The sequence below is a fragment of the Roseomonas sp. KE2513 genome, from assembly GCF_016107305.1.
GTDB lineage: Bacteria > Pseudomonadota > Alphaproteobacteria > Acetobacterales > Acetobacteraceae > Roseomonas.
Genome location: NZ_RCVR01000015.1, coordinates 112,730 through 135,536 on the forward strand (window position 1 = coordinate 112,730; position 22,807 = coordinate 135,536).

Sequence of the window (22,807 nt, forward strand, 5' to 3'; positions counted from 1 at the left end):
CTCGATAGTGACGAGGAAGGGTGAAGATATACAATCCCCGGCTGCAACACCCCTCGACCCCGACCTGACCTGGGCCCTCGCCCGGGAGGGCGATGCCGCACGGCCAATCCATGCCGTAACACTGGACGGACTCGCCGGGTGGCTGGCGGGGCTCGAGCCGGCCACGGCGGCCTTCCTGCGCGAGAGCGGCTTCACGGCGGAAGCGGGACGGGTGCTTCTCCTGCCGGGTGGCGCCGGCGTCTCGGCGGCGGTGCTCGGCCTCGGAAAGGGTGATGGTTCCCCCTGGCCCTATGGCACCCTGCCCTTCGGTCTGCCGGAAGGCACCGTCTGGCGCCTTGGCGACGGCTGCGACCCTGCGGCCGCTACTCTCGGCTGGATGCTCGGCGCCTATCGCTTCGCCACGCACAAGTCGCCGGCGCGGGCACCCGCGCGGCTGGTGCCGCCCGAGGCGGAGGAGGCGCGCGTGCTGGCGGAGGCGGTCCTCCGCGCGCGGCAGCTGATCAACCTGCCCGCCGCGGATCTCGGTCCCGCCGAGTTGTCGGATGCGGCACGGCGCCTGGCCGAACGCTGCGGCGCCGAGTTCGAGGAGGTCGAGGGCGAGGCCCTCGCGAGCGGCTTCCCGGCCGTCGCCGCGGTGGGGGGCGGCAGCCATCGCGCGCCCCGCGTGGCGATCCTCCGCTGGGAAGGGGCGCCGGACGCGCCGCTCGTGGCGCTGCTCGGGAAGGGCGTCTGCTTCGATACGGGCGGCCTCGACATCAAGAGCGCCGACGGCATGAAGCGCATGAAGAAGGACATGGGCGGGGCCGCCATCATGCTCGGCCTGGCCGAGGCGCTGATGCGCCGGCGCGCGCCCGTTCGCCTCCTCGTGGTGATCGGCGCGGTGGAGAACGCCGTCTCCTCCACCGCCATGCGGCCCCTCGACGTGCTGCGCACCCGGGCGGGACTGACCGTGGAAGTGGGCAACACCGATGCCGAGGGCCGGCTGGTCCTGGCCGACCTGCTCGCCTTCGCCGCGGAGGCGCAGCCGGCGCTGATGCTGGACGCGGCCACGCTGACCGGCGCCGCGCGCGTGGCGCTCGGCCCCGATCTGCCGGCTCTCTTCACGAATAGCGAAGCAGTGGCAAGCGCTCTATTCGCGGCGGGGGAGTCATGCAACGACCGGGTCTGGCGCTTGCCTCTACACGATGGTTACGCATCCTGGCTGGAAAGTTCGGCGGCCGATCTTGCCAATGTTGGCAGCCGACCGATGGCGGGAGCGATCGTCGCGGCACTTTTTCTTCAACGCTTTGTTCCGTCGAGCATACGTTGGGCGCACCTCGACGTTTATGCCTGGAACGATTTCGCGAGGCCCGGTCGGCCAGAGGGTGGCGAGGCGACAGGGCTCCGGGCCCTGTATGCCGGCCTGTTGACCCTGCTGCCCCTCCTGGCGGAGCCGAACCGGTCCCCACAGTCAGGTGGGTCGGGCGGTTGATCTGAGACAGAGCGTTCCCCGTTGGGACGCCTTGAGAAGGAATACCCCGATGCCCGTGCAAGGCACACCGGAACAATTCGTCGGCATCCTTCGGGACACGGTCGTTGCCCTCGTCCGCCGCGACGGGCCAGACCTTTCAGCTCGGCAGCTCGGCGTCTTCCTCACGGTCTATCTCGGCGAGGGCCCCCACACGGTCCGCGGGCTCGCCGCCTCGCTCAATGTCTCGAAGCCCGCCATCACCCGCGCGCTGGACCGGCTGGGCGAGCTGGACTTCGCCCGCCGCAAGACGGATCCGCAGGACCGGCGCTCGGTGCTCGTGCAGCGCACGGTGAAGGGCGCCGCGCTGCTCCGCGAGATGCGCACCATCATGGGCGAAGCCGCCGCCGCTTCCGAGGAGACGAAGGAGGCCGGCGCCACGGCGCAGGCCGCCAGCAATGTCATGCCGGCCAAGCGCGCTGGCTGATACCGGGTGGGCGAAAGCCCTCCTCCGCCTCAGATTTCCGGCAGTTCGCGGACGAAGGCGCGCCAGTCCTGCCGCTTCGCCGCCGCCAGCTCCGTTCCATCCGGCAGCTTGGCATAGAGACTGAGGACGCCCTTGACCCAGAGGGCGTCGAAGGCCGCCTCGCTCGACAGGGCGAAGGCGGCGCTCCGGTCGAAAACCCCGTCCCGCACCTTCGGCAGCACCTTCACGATCCACCAGGCCGAGCCGGCCGCGAGGACGGCGAATCCGACCCAGGTGTGGATGTAGAGCGTGGCCAGCAGGCTCACCACGAGCAGGATGGCGGGGACCGTGACGTTCTCCATGCTGCGATAGACCGGCGAACCCGGCGCATTCATCTGCCGGATGTTGATGCCCAGCTTCACCTTCTCCGCGTCCAGTAGCCTGCGCAGGCGTTCAAGCTCACTCATCTTTCCACCCCTGACTCGGCCCGCAGATCGAAGGCGGCCTCCATCAGGGCGCGGGTGTAGGGCGCCCGGGGCGCGGAGACCACCCGCTCGGTCTCGCCCTCCTCCACGAAGCGGCCGTCCTTCATCACCACGATACGGTGGGCCAGAGCCCGGACCACCCGCAGGTCGTGCGAGATGAAAAGATAGGCGAGACCGCGCCGGGCCTGCAGGTCACGCAACAGGTCTACGACCTGCGCCTGCACCGAGACGTCCAGCGCACTGGTCGGCTCGTCCAGCACCACCAGCTCCGGTCCCAGCACGAGGGCGCGGGCGATCGCGATTCGCTGGCGCTGGCCGCCGGAGAACTCGTGCGGGTAGCGGATGGCGGTGGCGGGATCGAGCCCGACCTCCCGCAAAGCATCCGCCACGCGGGCCTCGCGCTCTGCGCGCGCGAGGCCGGGCTCGTGAACCGCCAGCCCCTCGCCCACGATCTCGCCCACGCTCATCCGCGGCGAGAGGCTGCCATAGGGGTCCTGGAAGACAATCCCCATTCGCCGTCGCAGCGGCCGCAGCGCCGCGCGGGAGAGGTGGTGGATGGGCGCGCCGTCAAGGAGCACCTCCCCGCCCGAGCGTTCCAGCTGGAGGAGGGCCAGGCCGAGCGTGGTCTTGCCGCTGCCGCTCTCGCCCACGATGCCCAGCGTCTCGCCGCGTCGAAGGGAGAGATCCACGCCGTCCACGGCCTTTACCTGACCGACCACGCGGCGGAAGAGGCCACGGCGGATCGGGAAGTGGACGGTCACGCCCTTGGCCCGCAGGATCTCGGGGGCCTCGGCCGGCAGGGCCGGGGCACGGCCCTGCGGCTGGGTTTCGATCAGCATGCGGGTATAGGGATGCGCCGGGCGGGTGAAGACCTCGGCGACCGCGCCCTGTTCCACAGCCTGCCCGTCCTTCATCACCACGACGCGGTCCGCGTGGCGGCGGACGATGGCGAGGTCGTGGGTGATCAGGAGCAGGGCCATGCCGAGCTCCCGCTTCAGCCGCGCCAGCAGCTCCAGCACCTGGGCCTGGATGGTGACGTCCAGCGCCGTGGTGGGCTCGTCCGCGATCAGCAGGCGCGGGTCGTTGGCAAGCGCGATCGCGATCATCACCCGCTGCCGCTGGCCGCCCGAGAGCTGGTGGGGATAGGCGTCCAGCCGCTCCGCCGCGGCGCCCAGGCCCGCGCGCTGGAGCAGCTCAATCGCCCGCCCCCGCAGCGCCGCCCCACGGAGGGGCCGGTGCAGGGTCACCGCCTCCATAACCTGTCGCCCAACGGTGTGCAGCGGGTTGAGCGAGGTCATGGGTTCCTGGAAAACCATCCCCGCCACGCCGCCGCGCAGGCGTTGCAACTCGGCAGCGGGAGCGTTCAGCACGTCCACCCCGTCGAGCGCGATCCTCCCCGCCGGGTTCGTGCCGCCCGGGCCGAGAAGGCGCAGGCAGGAGAGGGCCGTCACGCTCTTTCCGCTGCCGCTCTCGCCGACCAGGGCGAGGGTCTCGCCAGGGTTGAGCGCGAAGGAGACGCCCTGCACCACCGTCTGGCCGCGGAAGGCGACGGAGAGGTCGCGCACATCGAGCAGCGGCGCGCTCATCGGCTTCCCCCCGGCTGCTTGCGGGGATCGAAGGCGTCCCGCACCGCCTCACCGATGAAGGCGAGCAGGGTGAGCATCCCGCCCAGCACCACGAAGGCCGTGATGCCGAGCCAGGGCGCCTGGAGGTTGTTCTTCGCCTGGGAGACGAGTTCTCCGAGGGAGGGCGAGCCAGGCGGCAGGCCGAAGCCGAGGAAGTCGAGGCTGGCGAGCACCGTCACGGAACCGGCGAGGATGAAGGGCAGCATGGTCAGCGTGGCCACCATGGCGTTGGGCAGGATGTGGCGGGCCATCAGCCGGGCATCGGAGACGCCGAGCGCGCGGGCGGCGCGGACGTAGTCGAGGTTGCGGCCGCGCAGGAATTCCGCCCGGACCACGCCCGTCAGCGCCATCCAGGAGAAGAGGAGAAGGAAGCCGAGCAGCGAGAGGAAGCTCGGCTCGATCACGCTGGCCAGGATGATCAGGAGCAGGAGCTGGGGCAGGCCTGACCAGATCTCGATCACCCGCTGGAAGATCAGGTCCACCCAGCCGCCGTAGTAGCCCTGCACCGCGCCCGCCGCGACGCCGATGACCGAGGAGACGATGGTGAGCGTGAAGCCGAACAGGACCGAGATGCGAAAGCCGTGGATGACACGGGCCAGCACGTCGCGCGCCTGGTCATCCGTGCCGAGCAGGTTGCGAGCGGAGGGGGGCGAGGGCGCCGGGCGGCCGAGGTCGCGCACCACGGTGCGATGGCTGTAGCGGATCGGCGGCCAGACGGCCCAGCCGCGCTTCTCCACCTCCTCGGTCAGCGCTGGATCGTGCCAGTCGGCGGCGGTGGGGAAGCCGTCGCTCAGCAGGTCGCTCTCGGCGTACTCGACGAGGACGGGGAAGAACCAGTGCCCCTCCACCTTCGCCACGATCGGGCGGTCGTTGGCGATCAGCTCGGCGAAGAGGGTGATAAGGAACAGCGCGGCGAAGATCCAGAGCGACCACCATCCCCGGCGGTTCGCGCGGAAGTTCGACAGGCGGCGTCGGGTGAGCGGCGAGAGGGTCAACGGCGTGCGCTGAAATCGATCCGCGGGTCCACCAGCGTGTAGCTGATATCGCCCACGATCTGCATGACGAGGCCAAGCAGGGTGAAGATGTAGAGGGTGGCGAACATCACGGGATAGTCGCGCCGGATGGCCGATTCGAAGCCTAGCAGGCCCAGCCCGTCGAGGCTGAAGACGATCTCCACCAGCAGCGCGCCGGTGAAGAGGATGCCGATGAAGGCGGCGGGGAAGCCCGCGATGATCAGCAGCATCGCGTTGCGGAAGACGTGCCCGTAGAGCACCCGCCCCTCCCCCGCCCCCTTGGCGCGGGCGGTCAGGACGTACTGCTTGTTGATCTCGTCGAGGAAGGCGTTCTTCGTCAGCATCGTCAGCCCGGCGAAGCCGCCTACCACCAGGGCGATCGTGGGCAGGACCATGTGCCAGACGTAATCGGCCGCCCGCTGCCAGAAGGGCCAGGCCTCGCTGCCGCTGGTGGTCAGCCCGCGCAGCGGGAACCACTGCACGAAGGAACCACCGGCGAAGAGCACGACGAGCAGGATGGCGAAGAGGAAGCCGGGGATGGCGTAGCCCAGCAGAACCACGCCAGAGGTCCAGGCATCGAAGCGCGAGCCGTCCCGCACGGCCTTGCGGATGCCGAGCGGGATGGAGACGAAGTAGATAATGAGCGTGGACCAGAGCCCGAGAGAGATCGAGACCGGCAGGCGCTCCAGGATGAGGTCCAGCACCGGCCGTCCGCGGAAGAGCGACTGGCCGAAGTCGAAGCGCAGGTAGTTGCCGATCATCTCGGCGAAGCGCTGCGGCGCCGGCTTGTCGAAGCCGAAGCTGCGCTCGATTTCCTTAACGATGGCAGGGTCCAGGCCGCGGGCGCCGCGATAGCCGGAACTGCCGGAATCCTGGTTCGAGGAGGGCGCGCGACCCTCCACGTTCCCCTCCCCCGTCAGCCGGCCCATGGTGCCGCCGCCGCCCGAGCGCAGCTCGGCCAGCAACTGCTCCACCGGTCCGCCGGGGGCGAACTGGATCACCACGAAGTTGATGAGGATGATGCCGAAGAGCGTCGGCACCAGCAGCGCTAAACGCCGGAGGAGATAGGCGCCCACCGGTCAGGCCGGGGAGCGTCGGGCCGAGGCCAGGGCCGCGTCACGCGCCGGGTCGATCCACCAAGCCTCGAAGCCAATGTCGTAGCGCGGGTTGCGCGCCGGGCGGCCGAAGCGGTCCCACCAGGCGATGCGGAAGACGCGGCTGTGGTAGTGCGGCACGACGTACTGGCCCCAGAGCAGCACGCGGTCGAGAGCGCGGGTGCGGGCGATCAGCTCCTCCCCGTCCGGCGCCGCCACGACCAGCTCCACCAGGGCGTCCACCACCGGGTTCTTGATGCCGATCGTGTTCTGGCTGCCGGGCTGGTCGGCCTTGGCGCTGCTCCAGTAGTCGCGCTGCTCGTTGCCGGGGTGCAGACTCTGCCCGAAGCTGTCGAGCGTCATGTCATAGTCGAAGTTCTCCACCCGCACCTGGTACTGCGCGAGGTCGATCGTGCGGACCCGCGCCTCAACCCCGAGGCGTTGGAGGGACTGGACATAGGGCAGGGCAAGCCGCTCGAAGGTCGCGTCGCTGAGCAGGATCTCGAAGGAGAGCGGCTGGCCCTGGGCGTTGACCATCCGCCGGTCGCGGATGACCCAGCCGGCCTCGCGCAGCAGTTCCAAGGCGCGGCGGGTGTTGTCGCGGTTGTTGCCGGAGCCGTCCGTCACCGGCACCCGGAACGGCTCGGTAAAGAGGCGCGCGGGCAGCTTGTCGCGGAACCCCTCGAGGATCGCCAGTTCCCGCCCTTCCGGCAGCCCACGGGAGGCGAAGTCGGAGTTTGCGAAGTAGGAGGTCGTGCGCGCGTAGGAGTCGTAGAACAGGTTCTTGTTCATCCACTCGAAGTCGAAGGCGAGCGTCATGGCCTCTCGCGTGCGGGCGTCGGCGAAGAGCGGGCGGCGCAGGTTCATGATGAAGGCCTGCATGCCCGCCGGCAGCTCGTGCTTCAGCTCGTCCCGCTTCACCTGCCCGCGCTGCACCGCCGGGAAGTCGTAGAGCGTGGCCCAGGAACGGGCGATGTTCTCCTGGCGGAAGTCCACCCCGCCGGCCTTGAAGGCCTCGAAGGCGACGGTAGCGTCGCGGAAGTATTCGTAACGCACCACATCGACATTGCGCGTGCCCCGCATGGTCGGCAGGTCCCGCCCCCAGTAGTCCGGCACCCGGCGGAAGACGACCGAGCGTCCCGCCTCAAAGCGCTCCAGCCGATAAGGGCCGGAGCCGAGCGGGACCTCGAGACTGGGCTGGGCGAAGTCCCGCCCTTCCCACCAGTGCTTCGGCAGGATGGGGAACTGGCCAAGGATCTGCGGCAGCTCCCGGTTGCCGTCCGTGCGGAAGCGGAAGGTAACGCGGCGCTCCCCCTCGGCTTCCGCCCCGGCCACGTCGCCGTAGTAGTTGCGGTAGCGGGGGTGGCCCTTCTCCATCAGCGTCCGGAAAGTCCAGGCGACGTCCTCGGCCGTGATCGGGCGGCCGTCATGCCAGCGCGCGCCCTCCCGCAGTTCGAAGGTAACGGAGCGGTTGTCGCCGGGCAGTTCGATCACGCCGGCAAGGTGGCCGTAGGCAGTGTTCGCCTCGTCGGAGGCGCCGACGAGCAGCGTATCGTAGAGCCGGCCCAGGCCCGTGGCCGCCGTGCCCCGCAGGATGAAGGGGTGCAAGCTGTCGAAGGAGCCGAGTGCGGTCTGCGCCACCTCGCCTCCCTTCGGGGCATCCGGGTTCACCCAGGGAAAATGCGTGAAATCCGCGGGCAGCGCCGGCTCACCCAGCAGGGACAGCGCGTGGACCCGCTTTGGCCCGCTGCCGGGCGGCACCCCCTGGGCCATGGCAGGCAGGGCGGGAAGTCCGGCGGCAAGACCGGTAGCGAGGAGGGTGCGGCGGCGCATAGGGGGGAGAGTGGGGGCTAAAGCCCACATGCTCAACCGCCCGCCCTCAGGCGGAAAGTAACGCGACGCAGGCAGGCAGCAGGGCCGGGTCGCCCACGGCCAGCACGTCGCCCGCTGAATCGAGCGTCAGAGAACGCCCCGCATGGTCGGTCACGCGCCCTCCCGCCCCCTCCAGCACCGGCACGAGCGCCCCCCAGTCCCAGGGCTTCATGGTGTCCTCGACGACGATGTCCACGAGGCCGAGGGCCATGAGGCCGTAGGCATAGCAGTCGCCGCCCCAGGTCGTGCGGCGGGCGGCGCGGCGGAGGGCCTGGAAGCCCGCGTCCTTGCCGGGCGGGAAGATGTCGGGGCTGGTGCAGGACAGCTCGGCGGCCCCGATCTCCGGGCAGGGGCGGCACCCGACCTCCCCGCCGAGCGGGCCGCGGAAGGTGGTGCGGCGCCCCTGGACCCCGATCCAGCGCTCCCCGGTCGCGGGCTGGTCGATGAGGCCGAGCACGGGCCGCCCGCGATGGAACAGGCCGACCAGCGTGCCGAAGAGCGGCCGCCCGGTGATGAAGGCGCGCGTGCCGTCGATCGGGTCCAGCACCCAGACCCACTCGGCATCGGCACGGTCTGGGCCGTACTCCTCCCCGATCACGCCGTGCTCCGGGTGGTGTCGGGCGAGATAGTCGCGGATCGCACGCTCGGCGGCGCGATCTGCCTCGGTCACCGGGCTCGCGTCGCCTTTCGCCTCCACGAGGAGGGGGGAACGAAAAAGGGGGCGGATCACCGCCCCCGCCAGGTCCGCCGCGGCCTCGGCCGCGGCGATCATCCCGTCCATCAGCCCCACGGCCTCAGATCAGCGCCTCAGGGCAGCGGCACCGGGTTCGCCGAGAGCGAGCGGAGATAGGCGATCACGTCGGCCCGCTGCTTCGCCTGGTTCAGGCCGGCAAAGGCCATGCGGGTGCCGGGGACGGCGGCGGCGGGCTTGTTGAGGAAGGCGTTCAGCGCCTCGTAGTCCCAGGTCTTGTCGTGCAGGCCCTTCATGCCCGCGGAGTAGTTGAAGTCGTCGCGGTGCGCGTGCGGTCCGCCGACCACGCCGTAGAGGTTCGGGCCCACGGCGTTGCGGCCACCCTCGTTGAAGCTGTGGCAGGCGGCGCAGATACGGTTCGCGAGGGCGCGTCCGTCCTCCACACTGGCGCTGGCCAGGAGGGGCGCGATCGGCTCGAGCACGGGGGCAGCGGCGGCCGGGGCGGCGGCCTCGACGACCTCGCCCGTCGCGATGGCAGGCTTCTCCAGCCGGTGCGGATGCACCACGATGCCGCCGATCAGGCCGGCCACCATGAAGCTGATGCCGGCGGTGAGCACCGCCGCAAACGCCTTGTTCGTCTCGAGGCTCATACGCGCTGCCAAGTCCCGTGCTGTGCCGCATCTAACGCCTGGCCGTCCGCGCGTTTGCGCGGCCCTGCCGTCACGGCTAGAAGCCGGCGGACCATAATGTTCCCGGGTCCCCGCGACAACCCGTGGCCGTCCATCGGGGGTGTCCCGGTCGGACCGGGGAGATGGGGTCGCCGTCGCGAAGGGCCAGCCTTGAAGCCGATTATCCTGATCCCGGCCCGCATGGCCTCCACCCGCCTGCCGGGCAAACCGATGGCCGACATCCACGGTCGCCCGATGATCGTGCACGTGCTGGAGGCGGCGCGCGCCGCCGGGATCGGGCCCGTGGCGGTCGCCTGCGACGCGCCGGAGATCGAATCGGCCGTCCGGGCGGCCGGCGGCACCGCCGTGATGGTGGCCGAGGACCTGCCCTCGGGCACGGACCGGATCGAGCGCGCCCTGGCCCTCCTCGACCCGGGCGGCGCCCATGACGTGGTGGTGAACCTCCAGGGCGACCTGCCGGCGATCCCGCCCGCGCTGCTCCAGGCGGTGCTCACCCCGCTGGAGGAGCCCGGGGTGGACATCGCCACCCTCGTCGCCCCGATCGTCAGCGCGGAGGAGGCGGCGGCGCCGAGCGTGGTGAAATGCGCCTGCGCCTTCGCGGCCGGCCGAACAGTGGCGCCGGCTCTCTATTTCTCCCGCGGCTGCATCCCCTCGGGGGAGGGGCCGCTCTGGCACCATATCGGCCTCTACGCCTTCCGCCGGGCCGCCCTTGCTCGCTTCGTCGCCCTGCCCGCCAGCCCGCTCGAGAACCGGGAGAAGCTCGAGCAGCTCCGGGCGCTGGAGGCGGGCATGCGCATCGCCGTCGCGCGCGTGGACCATGCCCCCTTCGGCGTGGACACCCCCGCCGACCTCGCCCGCGCCCGCGCCGTCCTGCATCCCGGCCTGGCCGCGCAGCGGCCCGACGAGAGATAGCCGCGCAGCGGCCCGACCAGATATAAAGCCAGGGAACAGCCCCCTCGTGACCCAGACCTCGGCCAAGACGATCGCCTTCCAGGGCCTGCCCGGCGCCTATTCCGATCTTGCCTGCCGCGCCGCTTATCCCGGCTGGACCACCCTTCCCTGCCCCTCCTTTGAGGCGGCGATGGCGGCGGTGCGGGAGCACCGGGCGGAGCTGGCCATGCTCCCCTGCGAGAACTCCCTCGCCGGCCGCGTGCCCGACATCCACCGCCTGCTACCGGATTCCGGCCTGCACGTGGTCGGCGAGCACTACGAGCGGGTGGAGCACTGCGTCCTCGCCCCGGCCGGCGCCACCATGGAGACCATCCGCCGCGCGCATTCCCACCCGGTGGCCCTCGGCCAGGTGCTGAACCTTCTTCGCGACAGGCGCTGGGAGGCGGTGATCGAGGCCGATACGGCCGGCGCCGCCCATCTCGTCGCCGAGCGCGGCGGGGTGGAGGACGCGGCCATCGCCTCCTCGCTCGCCGGCGAGATCTACGGCCTGCAGATCCTCCGCCGGAACGTGGAGGACGAGGCGCACAACACGACCCGCTTCTACGTTATGTCGCGGGACCCCATCCTGCCCCCGGTCACGGCGCCGGACAGCGTGACCACCTTCGTCTTCCGCGTCCGCTCCGTGCCCGCAGCCCTCTACAAGGCGCTCGGGGGCTTCGCGACGAACGGCGTGAACATGACGAAGCTCGAATCCTACATGCTCGACGGGCGCTTCACGGCCGTGCAGTTCCTCTGCGACGTGGACGGCCACCCCGACCAGGCGCCGCTGCGGCGGGCGCTGGAGGAGCTGCGCTTCTTCTCGCGGGAGGTGCATGTCCTCGGCTGCTACCCGGCGCATCCCTACCGGCATGAGCAGGCCGAGGCGGCCGAGTAGGCGCGCAGGGAAGCGGGCGGGGCGCCGATCCCGGCTTCCGCGCCGCCCGGCCTTGCCGTAAGCAGTCCTCAATCAAACCGTCCTGGGAAAGGAACGTCTCCGCATGACCTCTCGCGTGAACCGCCGCGCGCTGCTGACCGCCGCCCCGGCCGCGGCCGTACCGGTCGCCCTCGCCGCCCCCGCGATCGCCCAGACCAACCCGGAGGTGCGCTGGCGCCTCACCTCCTCCTTCCCGCGCAACACCGACATCCTCTTCGGCACCGCCGAGGCCGTGGGCCGGCGCGTGGGCGAGCTGACCGAAGGCAAGTTCCGCATCACCGTCTTCCCCGGCGGCGAGATCGCGCCAGCCCTTTCCGCGCTGGATGCCGTGCAGTCGGGCAGCATCGAGTGCGCCCACACCGCTTCCTATTACTACATCGGCAAGGATCCGGCCCTGGCCTTCTTCACGGCCGTGCCCTTCGGGCTGAACGCCCGCCAGAACACCGCCTGGCTCCGCTACGGCGGCGGTCAGGAGCTGATGAACGAGATGATGCGCGAGTACAACGCCATCGCCTTCCCCTGCGGCGACACGGGCGCGCAGATGGGCGGCTGGTTCCGCCGCGAGATCCGCACCGTCGATGACGTGAAGGGCCTCAAGTTCCGCATCACCGGTCTCGCCGGCCAGGTCTTCCAGCGGCTGGGCGCGACCGCCTCGGTGGTTCCGGCCTCCGACATCTACTCCTCGCTCGAGCGCGGCACGATCGACGCCGCCGAGTTCGTCGGCCCGCATGACGACGAGAAGCTCGGCTTCGTCCGCGTGGCGCCGAACTACTACGCCCCGGGCTTCTGGGAGCCGGGCGCGCGCCTGCACTTCATCGCCAACCAGCGCGCCTACGACGCCCTGCCGGCCAACTACAAGGCCGCGATCGCCGTCGCCTGCGCCGAGGCGGACGCCGAGATGGTGGCCAAGTACGACGTCGCGAACCCGCTGGCCCTTCGGCGGCTGGTGGCGAGCGGCGCGCAGCTCCGCTTCTGGTCCCGCCCGATCCTCGAGGCCGCTTGGCGCGCCACCAACGAGGTGATGGACGAGCTCGGCAGCAAGAACGAGCGTTTCAAGAAGATCCTGGAAAGCCATCGCCGCTTCCGCGACGACGTCTACACCTGGCACCGTGTGAGCGAGAATTCATTCGACAACTTCGCCTTCACAGCTTCCCAGACGGTGCGCTGAGCGGTCCGAGAGGTTAAGGGGGTGGGGCGGGGCCGGGGGCTCCGCCCTTTCCTGTTCCACCCATCCCCCTGCCCTGACGGAACTTCATGGACATCGCCGGTTTCCTGTCCGCCCTGCTGATGGGCGCGGTGGAGGGGCTCACCGAGTTCCTGCCCATCTCCTCCACGGGCCATCTCATTCTTCTGCGGGAGCTGATCGGCTTCCAGGGCCCGCCCGGCAATGTCTTCGAGATCGCCATCCAGCTCGGCGCGATCCTGGCTGTGGTGATGGTCTACTGGAACGACCTGTGGCGCATCGCCGGCGGCATGTGGCGGCCGGGGACGCTGGAGCGCTACACCGCCACGAACATCATTCTTGCCTTCCTGCCGGCCATGGTCATCGGGGCGCTGCTGCACGGGCCGATCAACCGGCTGCTGTTCAATCCCTGGGTGGTTGCGGTGGCCCTGGTGGTCGGCGGTGTCGCCATCATCCTGATCGAGCGAAAGCGCCACGCGCCCACGATCGGCTCGGTGCCCGAGATCGGGCCGATGGCCGCCCTGATCATCGGCTTCGGGCAGGTGCTGGCGATGATCCCCGGCACCAGCCGCTCCGGTGCCACCATCATCACGGCGCTGCTGCTGGGGGTGGAACGCCGGGCGGCGGCCGAGTTCTCCTTCCTTCTTGCCATCCCGACCATGCTGGCCGCCACGGTCTTCAGCCTGTGGAAGGCGCGGAACGACCTCGACGTCTCCAGCCTCTGGCAGATCGGCGTGGGCTTCGCGGTGGCCTTCGTCGTCGCCCTCGTGGTTGTGCGGGCGGTGCTGGCTTCTATTTCCCGGATCGGCTTCACCCCTTTCGGTTGGTATCGCATCGGCCTCGGCGTCATTATTCTGGTGTGGCTCTCGCTTCGCTGAGGCTGTGTCCTGCCGGCAAGCCGCCGGCAAAACCTCGCCCGAGCGCTTGCCAGACCTTACGGACCGGGACCGATTTGACGTATCGCCGGCCCATTGGGCCAGAGGAGAGGGGACATGTCGGAGTCGCGGGCAGGCAAGGGGCTGCGCGTCACCCGCTGCTGTCTTCTCGGGGCAGGGCTGCTCGGCTTGTGCCTGATGGCGACGGGCCGCCCGGCCGGGGCGCAGAGCTGGCCCAGCGATGCCGGTCCGAGGGGCGATATGCTCGGCCTCACCCTCCGCCAGTTCGAGCGGCTGGACCCGCCCCCGATCGAGGCCGTCTCCCGCGCGGAGCGGGTCGTGCCGAACCTTTCGCCGGCTGACCTGATGCCGAGCGGCTCGGTTGATGTGGGGCTGCCCGTCCTCGGCCGCTCCCTTGCGGCACCGGGGAGCGATCGCGCGTACCGCCCCGCCCCGGCCGTCCGACGGCCCATTCTCCGCCGGCAGGCTCGGCGCGGAACGCCGGGCGCGCGTCCGGTGGTCCGCGCGGCCGGCGAGCGCGAGAAGGAGTTATCCCGCGAGCTGGCCGACCGCGACCGTCAGATCCAGACGTTGCAGCGCGAGATCGAGGACAGCCGCCGAAGGGAACAGGAGCCGCGCGCCCTGGGCAGCAGCCTCTTCGGCGTCAATCCGGCGGCCGCGGCTACCGTCACGCCGCGCTGAGGCAGGCGCGGCAGCCGGAATTTCCGGCAGGAGGCATCCACGGCCGAGGCGGAGGGAGCGCGGCGCGGGCGGAAATGTCCCGGTGCAGGCCGGGGCGCCGGAGCGCCCCGGATGTCGGTCAGGCCACCAGCAAGGCCACCTCGTAGTCCGCCTCGGTCTTGGCGCGCACCTCCTCCTCGGTGACGCCGGGCGCCAACTCAATGAGGCTCATCCGGCCGGCCGCCTTGTCGATCGCCATGACGCAGAGCTCCGTCACGACCATGTCGACCACGCCCTGGCCGGTCAGCGGCAGGGTGCAGGCGCGCAGCAGCTTCGGCTTGCCGCCGGCCGTGTGCTCCATCAGCACCACCACGCGCTTCACCCCGGCAACGAGGTCCATGGCCCCGCCCATGCCCTTCACCATCTTGCCCGGGATCATCCAGTTGGCGAGGTCGCCGTTCTGGGCCACCTGCAGGGCGCCGAGGATGGACAGGTCGATATGCCCGCCGCGGATCATCGCGAAGCTATCCGCCGAGGAGAAGAAGCTCGTGGTCGGCAGTTCCGTGACGGTCTGCTTGCCGGCGTTGATGAGGTCCGGGTCCTCCTCGCCTTCATAGGGGAAGGGGCCCATGCCGAGCATGCCGTTCTCGCTCTGCAGCTGGACGGAAACGCCCTCGGGGATGTGGTTGGCCACCAGGGTCGGGATGCCGATCCCGAGGTTTACGTAGAAGCCGTCCTCCAGCTCGCGCGCGGCGCGGGCGGCCATCTCGTCGCGGGTCCAGGCCATGGCCGGATTCCTCTCAGCGGGTCGGAAGGGGGTCGGTGCCGGCGGCGGCCGGCGTGGCGGGCTCGGTGCGCTTGCGGGTCGTGCGCTGCTCGATCCGCTTCTCCGTGCCGCTGGGCACGACGATCATGCGCTTCACGTAGATGCCGGGGGTGTGGATGTGGTCCGGGTCCAGCTCGCCCTGCCCGACCATCTCTTCCACCTCCACAACCGTCACCCGGGCGGCGGTCGCCATCATCGGGTTGAAGTTCCGCGCCGTCTTGCGGAACACGAGGTTGCCCTCCGGGTCAGCCTTCCAGGCATGGATGATGGCGAGGTCCGCCATGATCCCGCGCTCCATGACGTAGGTGACGCCGTCGAACTCCTGGGTGGGCTTGCCCTCGGCGACCGCGGTGCCGACGCCGGTGCGGGTGAAGAAGGCGGGAATGCCGGCGCCGCCCGCGCGGATGCGCTCGGCCAGCGTGCCCTGCGGGTTGAACTCGATCTCCAGCTCCCCGGCCAGGTACTGCCGGGCGAACTCGGCGTTCTCGCCGACATAGGAGGCGATCATCTTTCGGATCTGCCGGGTCTTGAGCAGCAGGCCGAGCCCGGCATCGTCCACGCCCGCGTTGTTCGAGACGAAGGTGAGGTTCTTCACGCCGCTGTCGCGGATCGCCTCGATCAGCAGGCCCGGAATTCCGCAGAGGCCGAAGCCGCCCGAGTGGATGAGCATCCCGTCCCGCAGCACGCCGGCGAGCGCCGCCTTCGCATCGGGATAGAGTTTCCTGCTCATCGGACGGCTTCCTCCAGGGATCATCGCGAGGGGAAACTATCCCCCCCGGCGGCGACGAGAAAGGGGGCCAGAAAGAACGCGGGAGGGGATTGCCTGCCCGGAGCGAGGCGGCTATATCGCGGCACCCCAAGGGTGGGGGGCCATAGCTCAGTTGGGAGAGCGCTTGAATGGCATTCAAGAGGTCGTCGGTTCGATTCCGATTGGCTCCACCAATCAAGCCGCCGGTTTCCGAGTAGTCGGGAACCGGCGGTTCCTTTTTGGGGCAAAGCGGACGGGTTGTCGCTGGACGCCGTGTCGCCGGTGCGGGGATCGGGTAAAGGCTCACCCTCATGCGCATCGCCCTGATCCACGCCCTGCGTCATTCCCCGCCCCCGGTGGAGCGCGCCTTTGCGCGGCTCTGGCCCGAGGCGCGGCTGATGAACCTGCTCGACGACAGCCTGTCGGCCGACCTCGCGCGCGACGGTTCGATCACCGCCTCCATGACGCAGCGTTTCCTGGATCTGTCGCGCTATGCCGTCCGCACCGGTGCCGACGCGATCCTCTTTACCTGCTCCGCCTTCGGCCCCTGCATCGAGGCTGTGGCGGCGGAGCTGCCCGCCATTCCCGTCCTCAAGCCCAACGAGGCGATGATCGAGGAAGCCGTGGCCGCCGGTCCGCGCATCGGCCTTCTCGCCAGCTTCGCGCCCACCTTGGACTCGATGCCCCGCGAGTTTCCGGCCGGCGTCGCGCTCGAGCCCAGGCTGGCCGGGGGGGCGCTCGATGCGCTGAACCGCGGTGATGTGGCGGAGCACGATCGTCTCGTGGCGGAGGCTGCCGCATCCTTGCCTCCCTGCGACGTTATCGCCCTGGCGCAGTTCTCCCTCTCCAGCGCGCAAGGGCTCGTGGCGGAGCGGACCGGCCGCCCGGTGCTGACGACGCCGGAGAGCGCCGTTCGCAAGCTTCGGCGACACTTCCAAGGATAGGATCAACGGGGCGCGCCGGTTCGCGGCAGCGTGACGCAGGCCGGCGCACGGTCCATGCCCACCCCTTGTGGGCGTCGCTGCGCCAGGACCACCCGACCGTTGGAAGGCTTGCGCCCTCCTGCCGCTCAATGGCGGGGCGATGCTCCTGCCAAGCGTCGGAAATGCCGACCTTGGGTATCGTCCTGTGGTTCGGAAGGGACGGCGGAGCATGGGCTCGCGTCAGGCCTTGTTGCGGCCGTGCGATCCTGGCGGTGGGCCGTCGCAGGCAGCAACGGGATGTGCCGCATTGGGCCTGTCCCCGCCCCGGCTGTTCATCACCGCTTCACGACATGCCCGTCGCCGGGCGCCCCGCCTGACACGCCCGGTGCTGGGCTGCCGAAGCCGCTCCGGGCCTTCGGCGCAACGGCCGTCAAACCCTCCAGCTTCAGCCGAGCATCCGCGAGCAGTCGCGCCTTGGAGGCTCGGCCCGCGTCGAGATGGCGGAGCAGCAGAGCCGCAGCCCCTTCACGATCGCCGGCCTCCAGCCGGTCGAGGATCGCCAGGTGCTCCTCGGATTGCGCGGCAAGGCGGCCCTGGTCGAGGGCGATGACGTAGCCCACCACACGCCGCAGCCGCGTCACCCGCAGTGCGGCATCCGCGAAGAAGCGGTTGTTGGAGGCCTGAACGAGGGCGAGGTGAAAGCCTGAGTTCAGATCGAAGACCTCGCGCGGGCTCGCCGTCGCGGCGCGCCCGAGCAGGTCCCGCTGCTCCCGCCGTAGCCGCGCGAACACGGGGGCGGGCAGGTGGAAGCCGGGATCGAGCAGCGCCGCCGGCTCGATAGCGCGGCGGAAGCGATAGGACTCGTCGTAGCTCTCCGGCCCGTCGATGAGGGAGAGGAAGCGCCAGGTGCCGGCGGGCGCCCGCTCCGTCCAGCCCTCGCCCATGGCCTGCAGCAACGCGCGGTGCACCGGGCCGCGGGCGGCGCCGTAGCGCCGCGCCAGCTCCGCCTCTCCGACGACGTCCGGCAGGCTGCCGGCCAGCCGGTCCGCGGCCAGGCGCCAGTAGATCCGCTCCGCCGCACCGGCCTCGGGCTCCGCTTCGGGCGCATTCTCCCCGGGCAGGGGAAGTTCGCGCAGGGTCAGGCGCCCGTTTTCCAGCCGGGCCAGGATCCCCGCGTCGAGCAGGAGCCGCAGGGCGCCGCGCACGGGGGAGCGGGAGGTGCCGAGGCGCGCCGCCAGCTCACCCTCGCGCAGGAACTCGCCCGGCTCGGCCGCGGTTCGCAGCCCCTCCACAATGGCGCGGGCGAGCTCGCGGTGCAGGATGGCGGCGGGCGGGCGGGGCATGGCGGCGCGCGGGCGTCAGGCGCGGGCCGCTTCCGGCGCGCGGCTCGCGTCCAGGGCGCGGCGCAGGATCATCGGGATCATCCCGCCGGCCCGAACGAGCGCGACCTCCCGAGCCGTGTCGAGCAGGGCGGTCGCGGTGCCGGCGAGCGCGGTCCCGTCCGCGCGCCGCAGCGTCACGCCGACCGCCGCGCGGGGCGTGAGCGCGGCGGGGTTCCAATCGATCTCGATGAGGTCGCCGGAACCGATGCCCAGCGCCTCCGGCCGCCACCCCTCCGGCATACGGAGCGGCAGAACGCCCATGCCGACGAGGTTGGAGCGGTGGATGCGCTCGAAGGAATTTGCCAGCACGGCGCGGGCGCCGAGAAGCTGCGCGCCCTTTGCGGCCCAGTCGCGCGATGAGCCGGTGCCGTAGCGCTCCCCCGCCACGAGGACGACGGGCAGCTCCGCCTCCACGTAGCGCGCGGCGGCGCGCCAGACGGGCAGGACCTCGCCGGTCGGGGCGAAGACGGTCAGGCCCGCCTTCAAGCCAGGGCGGAGGTGGTTCACCACCGTGCGGTTTACGAAGAGGCCGCGCAGCATCACCTCCCAGTTGCCACGCCGGGAGGCGTAGACGTTGAGGTCGCGCGGGTTCTCGCCGCGCTCCACCAGCCAGGCGGCGGCGTCGCTGCCGGGGGCGATCGCGCCGGCGGGGGAGATGTGGTCCGTGGTGATGTCGTCGCCGAGCACCATCAGCGGATGGGCGGCGAGCGTGCCGGCCGGCGCCTCCTCCGGCCCGAAGTTCACGAAAGGCGGCCGGCGGAGATAGGTGGAGGCGGGATCCCAGGGGAAGCGCGGCGTGGCCGGCGCGTCCAGCGCAGCCCAGGCGGCGGAGGCATCGGCCTCGGCGCCCGCGACAGCGATGTCGGCGGGGTCCAGCCCCTCCTTCGCGAGCGCCTCGATCTCCGCCGCGCGCGGCCAGAGGTCGCTCAGGTGAACGGGCCGCCCGGCGGAGTCGGTGGCCAGCACGTCGCGCGCGATGTCGATCCCCGCCCGTCCTGCGACCGCATAGGCGACGACGAGTGGAGGGGAGGCGAGCAGCCCGGATTCAAGTTGCGCGTGCACCCGGCCGGGGAAGTTGCGATTGCCCGAGAGCACGGCGACCGGCTTCAGGCCGTCGCGCTCCATCGCCTCCTGTATAATGGGCAGGAGGGGGCCGGAATTGCCGATGCAGGTGGCGCAGCCGTATCCGGCGACGCCGAAGCCCATCGCCTCCAGGTCGTCCAGCAGCCCGGCCCGGCGCAGGCGCCGCTCGGCGGAGGGCGAGCCGGGGGTGAGCGAGGTCTTCACCCAGGCGGGCACCGAGAGGCCGTACGCCCGCGCCCGCCGCGCCACGAGGCCGGCGGCCACCAGCATCGGGAAGTCCGATGTGTTGGTGCAGGAGGTGATGGCGGCGATGGCCACGGCGTCGGAGGGGATGCTGGCGCCCGCCATGTGGCCGGGCGCCGTGCCGGAAGCCGCGAGGGCGGCCGGCACCTCGGCTGTCGCCAGCCGGTCCTGCGGGCGGCGCGGGCCGGCCAGGGACGGGCTGAGGGAGGAGAGGTCCAACTCCAGCACCCGCGTGTAGCGCGGCGCGTTCTCCGGGTCGTGCCAGAGGCCCTGCGCCCTGGCATAGGCCTCGACGAGGGCGACTTGCGCCTTGGGGCGCCCCGTCTGGCGCAGGTAGTCTAGCGTGTGCGCGTCGATCGGGAACATGCCCGTGCTGGCACCGTATTCGGGCGCCATGTTGGAGACGACCGCGCGTTGCCCGGCGGTGAGGTTGCCGACGCCGGGGCCGAAGAACTCCACGAACTCGCCGGAGACGCCGGCGCGGCGGAGGAGCTGCGTGACCGCGAGCGCGACATCGGTGGCGAAGGTCCCGTCCGGCAGGGCGCCGGTCAGCCGCACCCCGAAGACCTCCGGCACGCGTAGCGAGACGGGCACGCCGAACATGACGCCCTCCGCCTCGATCCCGCCCACGCCCCAGCCGAGCACGCCGATGCCGTTGATCATCGGCGTGTGGCTGTCCGTGCCCACCAGCGTGTCCGGCACCGCCCAGGCCACGCCGCCCCGCGTTTCCGTCGTCACGACGGTGGCCAGGCGCTCAAGGTTGATCGTGTGCATGATGCCCGTGCCGGGCGGGAAGACGCGGAAGCCGCGCACCGTGTTGGCAGCCCATTTCATGAAGCGGTAGCGCTCGGCGTTGCGCTCCATCTCGCGCGCCATGTTGGTGCCGAGCGCGCCGGGGATGGCCGAGACGTCCACGGCCAGGGAGTGGTCGGTCGAGGTGGCGACGGGGACGGAGGGGTTGAGGCGCAGGGGATCTCCGCCGGCCTCGGCCAGGGCGTCGCGCATGCCGGCGATGTCTACCAGGGCGGGGCCGCAAGTGGTGTCGTGCATCAGGATGCGCGTGGGGGCGAAAGGAAGCTCCGCCTCGCTCGTGCCCGTCTCGAGCCAGGAGAGGATGGCGGCGCGGCCAGCCTCCCGTACGGCTGGGTCATCCTGCCGCAGCACGTTCTCCAGCAACACCCGATGCACCCAGGGCAGGCGCGGCAGGTCATCCCCGGCGGCTTCGTGCAGGTCGGTGATGCGAAGGCGGCCGAAGCCGCCGGCCAGGATGCGTTCGGACATAGGGCTCTCCCAGCCGGCAAGGTCCTGGCAAGCCAGGAGATCGTCGTTTATCAGCATAGAAAACATTATCGCCCGTCTGCCCCTGGTTGGAAGGGGCTGTCTGAGATGTCTTCACTCCCCGACAGGCGGGGTCGGCGTTTGGCCCCGGCACCGCAAATTACCCCTGAGCAGCCCCCTCCTGTGCCATGCTCGCCCAGCGGATCGGCGGCACCGCTTTCGTTCGACCGCCGGCGGCTTGAAGAGTTGGCCTGCGGAGGGTAGCGCCAAGAGGCTGCCGCCGAGCCGGTGGAAACGAAGATCAGGAAGCGGGAGAACGATCCATGTCAGGAGCGGATCAGAGGGCGCACTCCGGAACGCGGAGCCGGAAAGCCGGGGTTCTCGCACCCATGACTGGGCTCGCCTGATGCCGCTGCTCGGTTGCGTGGCGGACGACTTCACGGGAGCGACCGACCTCGCGAGCACCCTCGTGCGGGGCGGCATGTCGGCGGTGCAGGTGATCGGCGTGCCGGAGGGCCCGCTGCCGGAGGCAGATGCCGTGGTGGTCGCGTTGAAATCGCGGACCAACCCGCCGGCCGATGCCGTGCGGGATAGCCTGGCCGCTCTGGACGCACTGCGGGCGGCGGGCTGCCGTCAGTTCTTCTTCAAGTACTGCTCCACCTTCGACAGCACGGATGAGGGCAATATCGGGCCCGTGGCGGACGCGCTGCTGGAGCGGCTGGGCGCGGGCTTTGCGCTGGCCTGCCCGGCCTTTCCCGCCAATGGCCGCAGCGTCTATCGCGGCCATCTCTTCGTCGGCGACGTGCTGCTGAGCGAGAGCGGGATGAAGGACCATCCCCTCACCCCCATGCGCGACCCGAACCTCGTGCGCGTGCTCGGGCGGCAGACACCGGGGCGCGTGGGCCTCGTGAACTTCCCCGTGGTGGAGCGCGGCGCGGGCGCCATCCGGGACGCCATGGCGGCCCTGGCCGCGGAAGGCCACCGCTACGCCATCGTCGATGCCGTGACCGAGGCCGACCTGATGGCGATCGGCGAGGCGGCGGCGGAGCACCCAATGCTCACCGGCGGATCGGGCGTGGCCATGGGCCTGCCGGAGAACTTCCGCCGCCAGGGCCTGCTGCCCGCGCGCGATGCGGCAGCCCTGCCGGCGAGGAGGGGGCACAAGGCAGTGCTCGCCGGCTCCTGCTCGCGCGCGACGCTCGGTCAGGTCGCTGCGGCCCGCGAGTCTCTTCCCGTGCTGGAGCTGGACCCACTGACGACGCCGGACGCCGCCGCCCTCGCCTGTCAGGCGCTCGACTGGGCGGAGGCGCGGCTGGGCAGGGTACCGATCGTCATCGCCGCCTCCGCCCCGCCCGAGAAGGTGGCGGCCCTGCAGGCGCAACTCGGCCGCGACGCCGCCGGCGCGCTGGTGGAGGAGGCGTTGGCCACAGTTGCGGAGGGGCTGGTCGCGCACGGTGTGGGGCAGCTCGTCGTCGCCGGGGGCGAGACCTCGGGCGCGGTGGTCTCCCGCCTCGGCCTGCGCACCCTGCGGATCGGGCCCGAGATCGACCCGGGCGTGCCCTGGACCCATGCGGAGGGCGCCTCGGGCGGGCTGCACCTCGCGCTGAAATCCGGCAACTTCGGCGCACCGGACTTCTTCACCAAGGCCTTCCAGGGGGAATGACCGTGATGGACGAGACGGCGCTGCGCGAGGCGATCTGCGCCCACGGCCGGCTGCTCTTCGGGCGCGGCTACTCGGTGGGCAGCGCGGGCAACATCTCCGTGCGGCTGCCGGACGGCTACCTGATTACACCGACCAACTCCTGCCTCGGACGACTGGAAGCGGCGCGGATCAGCAAGCTCGACCTCGAGTGGCGCCACCTCTCCGGCGACAAGCCCTCAAAGGAGGTCTTCATGCACCGGGCCGTGCTCACGGCGCGGCCCGAGGCCGGCGCGGTGGTGCACCTGCACTCCACCCACGCGACCGCCATCGGCTGCCTCGCCACGCCCGGCGAGGATGCGCCCATCCCGCCGCTGACGCCCTACTTCGTCATGCGCATCGGGCGGCGCCTCCCGGTGATCCGCTATTACCGCCCCGGCGACGCGGCGATGGAGGGCGACATTCACGAGGCGTCGAAAGGCGCGCGCGCCGTGCTTCTCGCCAACCACGGGCCGGTCGTGTCAGGCAGCACGCTCGATGATGCGGTCTACGCCGCCGAGGAACTGGAGGAGGCCGCCCGCCTCGCCCTTCTGCTCCGCGGCCTGCCTGCACGAGAATTGACGCCTGAGCAGGTGGACGACCTGCTGAATACGTTTGGATAAGTAAGGGCCTGCGCGCCTCGGGGCGGTGCTCCGCGGCT

21 protein-coding genes and 1 tRNA gene are annotated in these 22,807 nt (G+C 70.9%); 11 read left to right on the top strand and 11 right to left on the bottom strand.

Annotated elements, in window-relative coordinates; all coding sequences use genetic code 11:
* The first annotated feature begins 7 nt into the window (after positions 1-7).
* Together D9599_RS16555 and D9599_RS16560 are read left to right on the top strand one after the other, a co-directional pair.
* Entirely contained in the window at positions 8-1,471 is a 1,464-nt protein-coding gene (locus D9599_RS16555) for a leucyl aminopeptidase family protein (RefSeq protein ID WP_309228646.1), read from the top strand.
* Between the two features lie 49 nt (positions 1,472-1,520).
* Positions 1,521-1,934: a MarR family transcriptional regulator gene (locus D9599_RS16560; protein WP_198382381.1), complete on the top strand. Its 414-nt coding sequence runs from the start codon at positions 1,521-1,523 to the stop codon at positions 1,932-1,934.
* Between the two features lie 29 nt (positions 1,935-1,963).
* Here D9599_RS16560 and D9599_RS16565 read toward each other — a convergent pair whose 3' ends face one another.
* The 7 genes from D9599_RS16565 to D9599_RS16595 are packed head-to-tail and all read right to left on the bottom strand — an operon-like array spanning position 1,964 to position 9,343.
* Positions 1,964-2,380: a hypothetical protein gene (locus tag D9599_RS16565; RefSeq protein WP_198382382.1), complete on the bottom strand. Its 417-nt coding sequence runs from the start codon at positions 2,378-2,380 to the stop codon at positions 1,964-1,966.
* The gene (locus D9599_RS16570) at positions 2,377-3,984 is read right to left on the bottom strand and encodes an ABC transporter ATP-binding protein (RefSeq protein ID WP_198382383.1); all 1,608 of its coding nucleotides are present in this window, start codon (positions 3,982-3,984) and stop codon (positions 2,377-2,379) included. The genes D9599_RS16565 and D9599_RS16570 overlap by 4 nt, the downstream gene beginning before the upstream one ends.
* Positions 3,981-5,018, bottom strand: a complete 1,038-nt coding sequence (locus tag D9599_RS16575; RefSeq protein ID WP_198382384.1) for an ABC transporter permease — start codon at positions 5,016-5,018, stop codon at positions 3,981-3,983. Before D9599_RS16575 ends, D9599_RS16570 begins: the two co-directional genes overlap by 4 nt.
* Positions 5,015-6,112, bottom strand: coding sequence for a microcin C ABC transporter permease YejB (locus D9599_RS16580; RefSeq protein ID WP_198382385.1), 1,098 nt, complete (start codon positions 6,110-6,112; stop codon positions 5,015-5,017). The genes D9599_RS16575 and D9599_RS16580 overlap by 4 nt, the downstream gene beginning before the upstream one ends.
* 3 nt (positions 6,113-6,115) lie before the next feature.
* Positions 6,116-7,963 (bottom strand): extracellular solute-binding protein, encoded by a 1,848-nt coding sequence (locus D9599_RS16585; RefSeq protein ID WP_198382386.1) that lies wholly within the window; start codon positions 7,961-7,963, stop codon positions 6,116-6,118.
* A gap of 46 nt (positions 7,964-8,009) precedes the next feature.
* Positions 8,010-8,783 (bottom strand): inositol monophosphatase family protein, encoded by a 774-nt coding sequence (locus D9599_RS16590; RefSeq protein WP_198382387.1) that lies wholly within the window; start codon positions 8,781-8,783, stop codon positions 8,010-8,012.
* Between the two features lie 26 nt (positions 8,784-8,809).
* Positions 8,810-9,343 (bottom strand): cytochrome c family protein, encoded by a 534-nt coding sequence (locus D9599_RS16595; RefSeq protein ID WP_198382388.1) that lies wholly within the window; start codon positions 9,341-9,343, stop codon positions 8,810-8,812.
* A 189-nt stretch (positions 9,344-9,532) separates the two neighbouring features.
* Here D9599_RS16595 and D9599_RS16600 point away from each other — a divergent pair, with 189 nt between their 5' ends.
* The 5 genes from D9599_RS16600 (at position 9,533) to D9599_RS16620 (ending at position 14,006) form a co-directional block, all read left to right on the top strand.
* Positions 9,533-10,294 carry a 3-deoxy-manno-octulosonate cytidylyltransferase gene (locus D9599_RS16600; RefSeq protein WP_232480586.1) on the top strand — a complete coding sequence of 254 codons (762 nt, stop codon included), beginning with the start codon at positions 9,533-9,535 and terminating at the stop codon, positions 10,292-10,294.
* Positions 10,295-10,340: 46 nt separating this feature from the next.
* Positions 10,341-11,207 carry a prephenate dehydratase gene (locus D9599_RS16605; RefSeq protein ID WP_309228647.1) on the top strand — a complete coding sequence of 289 codons (867 nt, stop codon included), beginning with the start codon at positions 10,341-10,343 and terminating at the stop codon, positions 11,205-11,207.
* Between the two features lie 103 nt (positions 11,208-11,310).
* On the top strand, positions 11,311-12,414 hold the full coding sequence (locus tag D9599_RS16610) for a TRAP transporter substrate-binding protein (RefSeq protein ID WP_198382391.1): 1,104 nt from the start codon (positions 11,311-11,313) through the stop codon (positions 12,412-12,414).
* Positions 12,415-12,500: 86 nt separating this feature from the next.
* Positions 12,501-13,307 (top strand): undecaprenyl-diphosphate phosphatase, encoded by an 807-nt coding sequence (locus tag D9599_RS16615; RefSeq protein WP_198382392.1) that lies wholly within the window; start codon positions 12,501-12,503, stop codon positions 13,305-13,307.
* Positions 13,308-13,421: 114 nt separating this feature from the next.
* Complete coding sequence (locus D9599_RS16620) at positions 13,422-14,006, top strand: hypothetical protein (protein ID WP_198382393.1); 585 nt, start codon at positions 13,422-13,424, stop codon at positions 14,004-14,006.
* A gap of 118 nt (positions 14,007-14,124) precedes the next feature.
* On the opposite strand, the gene D9599_RS16625 is transcribed toward D9599_RS16620, so the two are convergent.
* Both D9599_RS16625 and D9599_RS16630 read right to left on the bottom strand, forming a co-directional pair.
* A complete protein-coding gene (locus tag D9599_RS16625) occupies positions 14,125-14,772 on the bottom strand; it encodes a CoA transferase subunit B (protein ID WP_198382394.1) in 648 nt (215 codons plus the stop codon).
* Between the two features lie 13 nt (positions 14,773-14,785).
* Positions 14,786-15,541: a CoA transferase subunit A gene (locus D9599_RS16630; protein ID WP_198382395.1), complete on the bottom strand. Its 756-nt coding sequence runs from the start codon at positions 15,539-15,541 to the stop codon at positions 14,786-14,788.
* Positions 15,542-15,677: 136 nt separating this feature from the next.
* Here D9599_RS16630 and D9599_RS16635 point away from each other — a divergent pair.
* Both D9599_RS16635 and D9599_RS16640 read left to right on the top strand, forming a co-directional pair.
* Positions 15,678-15,753, top strand: a tRNA-Ala gene (locus D9599_RS16635).
* 117 nt (positions 15,754-15,870) lie between these two features.
* Entirely contained in the window at positions 15,871-16,503 is a 633-nt protein-coding gene (locus tag D9599_RS16640; protein ID WP_198382396.1) for an aspartate/glutamate racemase family protein, read from the top strand.
* A 314-nt stretch (positions 16,504-16,817) separates the two neighbouring features.
* Here the strand turns inward: D9599_RS16640 and D9599_RS16645 are convergent, their stop codons facing one another.
* Both D9599_RS16645 and acnA read right to left on the bottom strand, forming a co-directional pair.
* Positions 16,818-17,825 (bottom strand): GntR family transcriptional regulator, encoded by a 1,008-nt coding sequence (locus tag D9599_RS16645; protein WP_198382397.1) that lies wholly within the window; start codon positions 17,823-17,825, stop codon positions 16,818-16,820.
* Between the two features lie 15 nt (positions 17,826-17,840).
* Positions 17,841-20,471 (bottom strand): aconitate hydratase AcnA, encoded by a 2,631-nt coding sequence (acnA, locus tag D9599_RS16650; RefSeq protein WP_198382398.1) that lies wholly within the window; start codon positions 20,469-20,471, stop codon positions 17,841-17,843.
* A 403-nt stretch (positions 20,472-20,874) separates the two neighbouring features.
* Here acnA and otnK point away from each other — a divergent pair, with 403 nt between their 5' ends.
* Together otnK and D9599_RS16660 are read left to right on the top strand one after the other, a co-directional pair.
* Positions 20,875-22,131 (top strand): 3-oxo-tetronate kinase, encoded by a 1,257-nt coding sequence (otnK, locus tag D9599_RS16655; protein ID WP_198382399.1) that lies wholly within the window; start codon positions 20,875-20,877, stop codon positions 22,129-22,131.
* A gap of 5 nt (positions 22,132-22,136) precedes the next feature.
* Entirely contained in the window at positions 22,137-22,769 is a 633-nt protein-coding gene (locus D9599_RS16660) for an aldolase (protein ID WP_198382400.1), read from the top strand.
* The last annotated feature ends 38 nt before the right edge of the window (positions 22,770-22,807 follow it).

What these genes read in the sequence shown, in the direction of transcription:
- D9599_RS16560 (WP_198382381.1), top strand. Translation starts at nt 1,521, where the DNA reads ATGCCCGTGCAAGGCACACCGGAACAATTCGTCGGCATCCTTCGGGAC.
- D9599_RS16565 (WP_198382382.1), bottom strand. Translation starts at nt 2,380, where the DNA reads ATGAGTGAGCTTGAACGCCTGCGCAGGCTACTGGACGCGGAGAAGGTG.
- D9599_RS16570 (WP_198382383.1), bottom strand. Translation starts at nt 3,984, where the DNA reads ATGAGCGCGCCGCTGCTCGATGTGCGCGACCTCTCCGTCGCCTTCCGC.
- D9599_RS16585 (WP_198382386.1), bottom strand. Translation starts at nt 7,963, where the DNA reads ATGCGCCGCCGCACCCTCCTCGCTACCGGTCTTGCCGCCGGACTTCCC.
- D9599_RS16590 (WP_198382387.1), bottom strand. Translation starts at nt 8,783, where the DNA reads ATGGACGGGATGATCGCCGCGGCCGAGGCCGCGGCGGACCTGGCGGGG.
- D9599_RS16595 (WP_198382388.1), bottom strand. Translation starts at nt 9,343, where the DNA reads ATGAGCCTCGAGACGAACAAGGCGTTTGCGGCGGTGCTCACCGCCGGC.
- D9599_RS16610 (WP_198382391.1), top strand. Translation starts at nt 11,311, where the DNA reads ATGACCTCTCGCGTGAACCGCCGCGCGCTGCTGACCGCCGCCCCGGCC.
- D9599_RS16615 (WP_198382392.1), top strand. Translation starts at nt 12,501, where the DNA reads ATGGACATCGCCGGTTTCCTGTCCGCCCTGCTGATGGGCGCGGTGGAG.
- D9599_RS16620 (WP_198382393.1), top strand. Translation starts at nt 13,422, where the DNA reads ATGTCGGAGTCGCGGGCAGGCAAGGGGCTGCGCGTCACCCGCTGCTGT.
- D9599_RS16625 (WP_198382394.1), bottom strand. Translation starts at nt 14,772, where the DNA reads ATGGCCTGGACCCGCGACGAGATGGCCGCCCGCGCCGCGCGCGAGCTG.
- D9599_RS16630 (WP_198382395.1), bottom strand. Translation starts at nt 15,541, where the DNA reads ATGAGCAGGAAACTCTATCCCGATGCGAAGGCGGCGCTCGCCGGCGTG.
- D9599_RS16640 (WP_198382396.1), top strand. Translation starts at nt 15,871, where the DNA reads ATGCGCATCGCCCTGATCCACGCCCTGCGTCATTCCCCGCCCCCGGTG.
- D9599_RS16645 (WP_198382397.1), bottom strand. Translation starts at nt 17,825, where the DNA reads ATGCCCCGCCCGCCCGCCGCCATCCTGCACCGCGAGCTCGCCCGCGCC.
- acnA (WP_198382398.1), bottom strand. Translation starts at nt 20,471, where the DNA reads ATGTCCGAACGCATCCTGGCCGGCGGCTTCGGCCGCCTTCGCATCACC.
- otnK (WP_198382399.1), top strand. Translation starts at nt 20,875, where the DNA reads ATGCCGCTGCTCGGTTGCGTGGCGGACGACTTCACGGGAGCGACCGAC.
- D9599_RS16660 (WP_198382400.1), top strand. Translation starts at nt 22,137, where the DNA reads ATGGACGAGACGGCGCTGCGCGAGGCGATCTGCGCCCACGGCCGGCTG.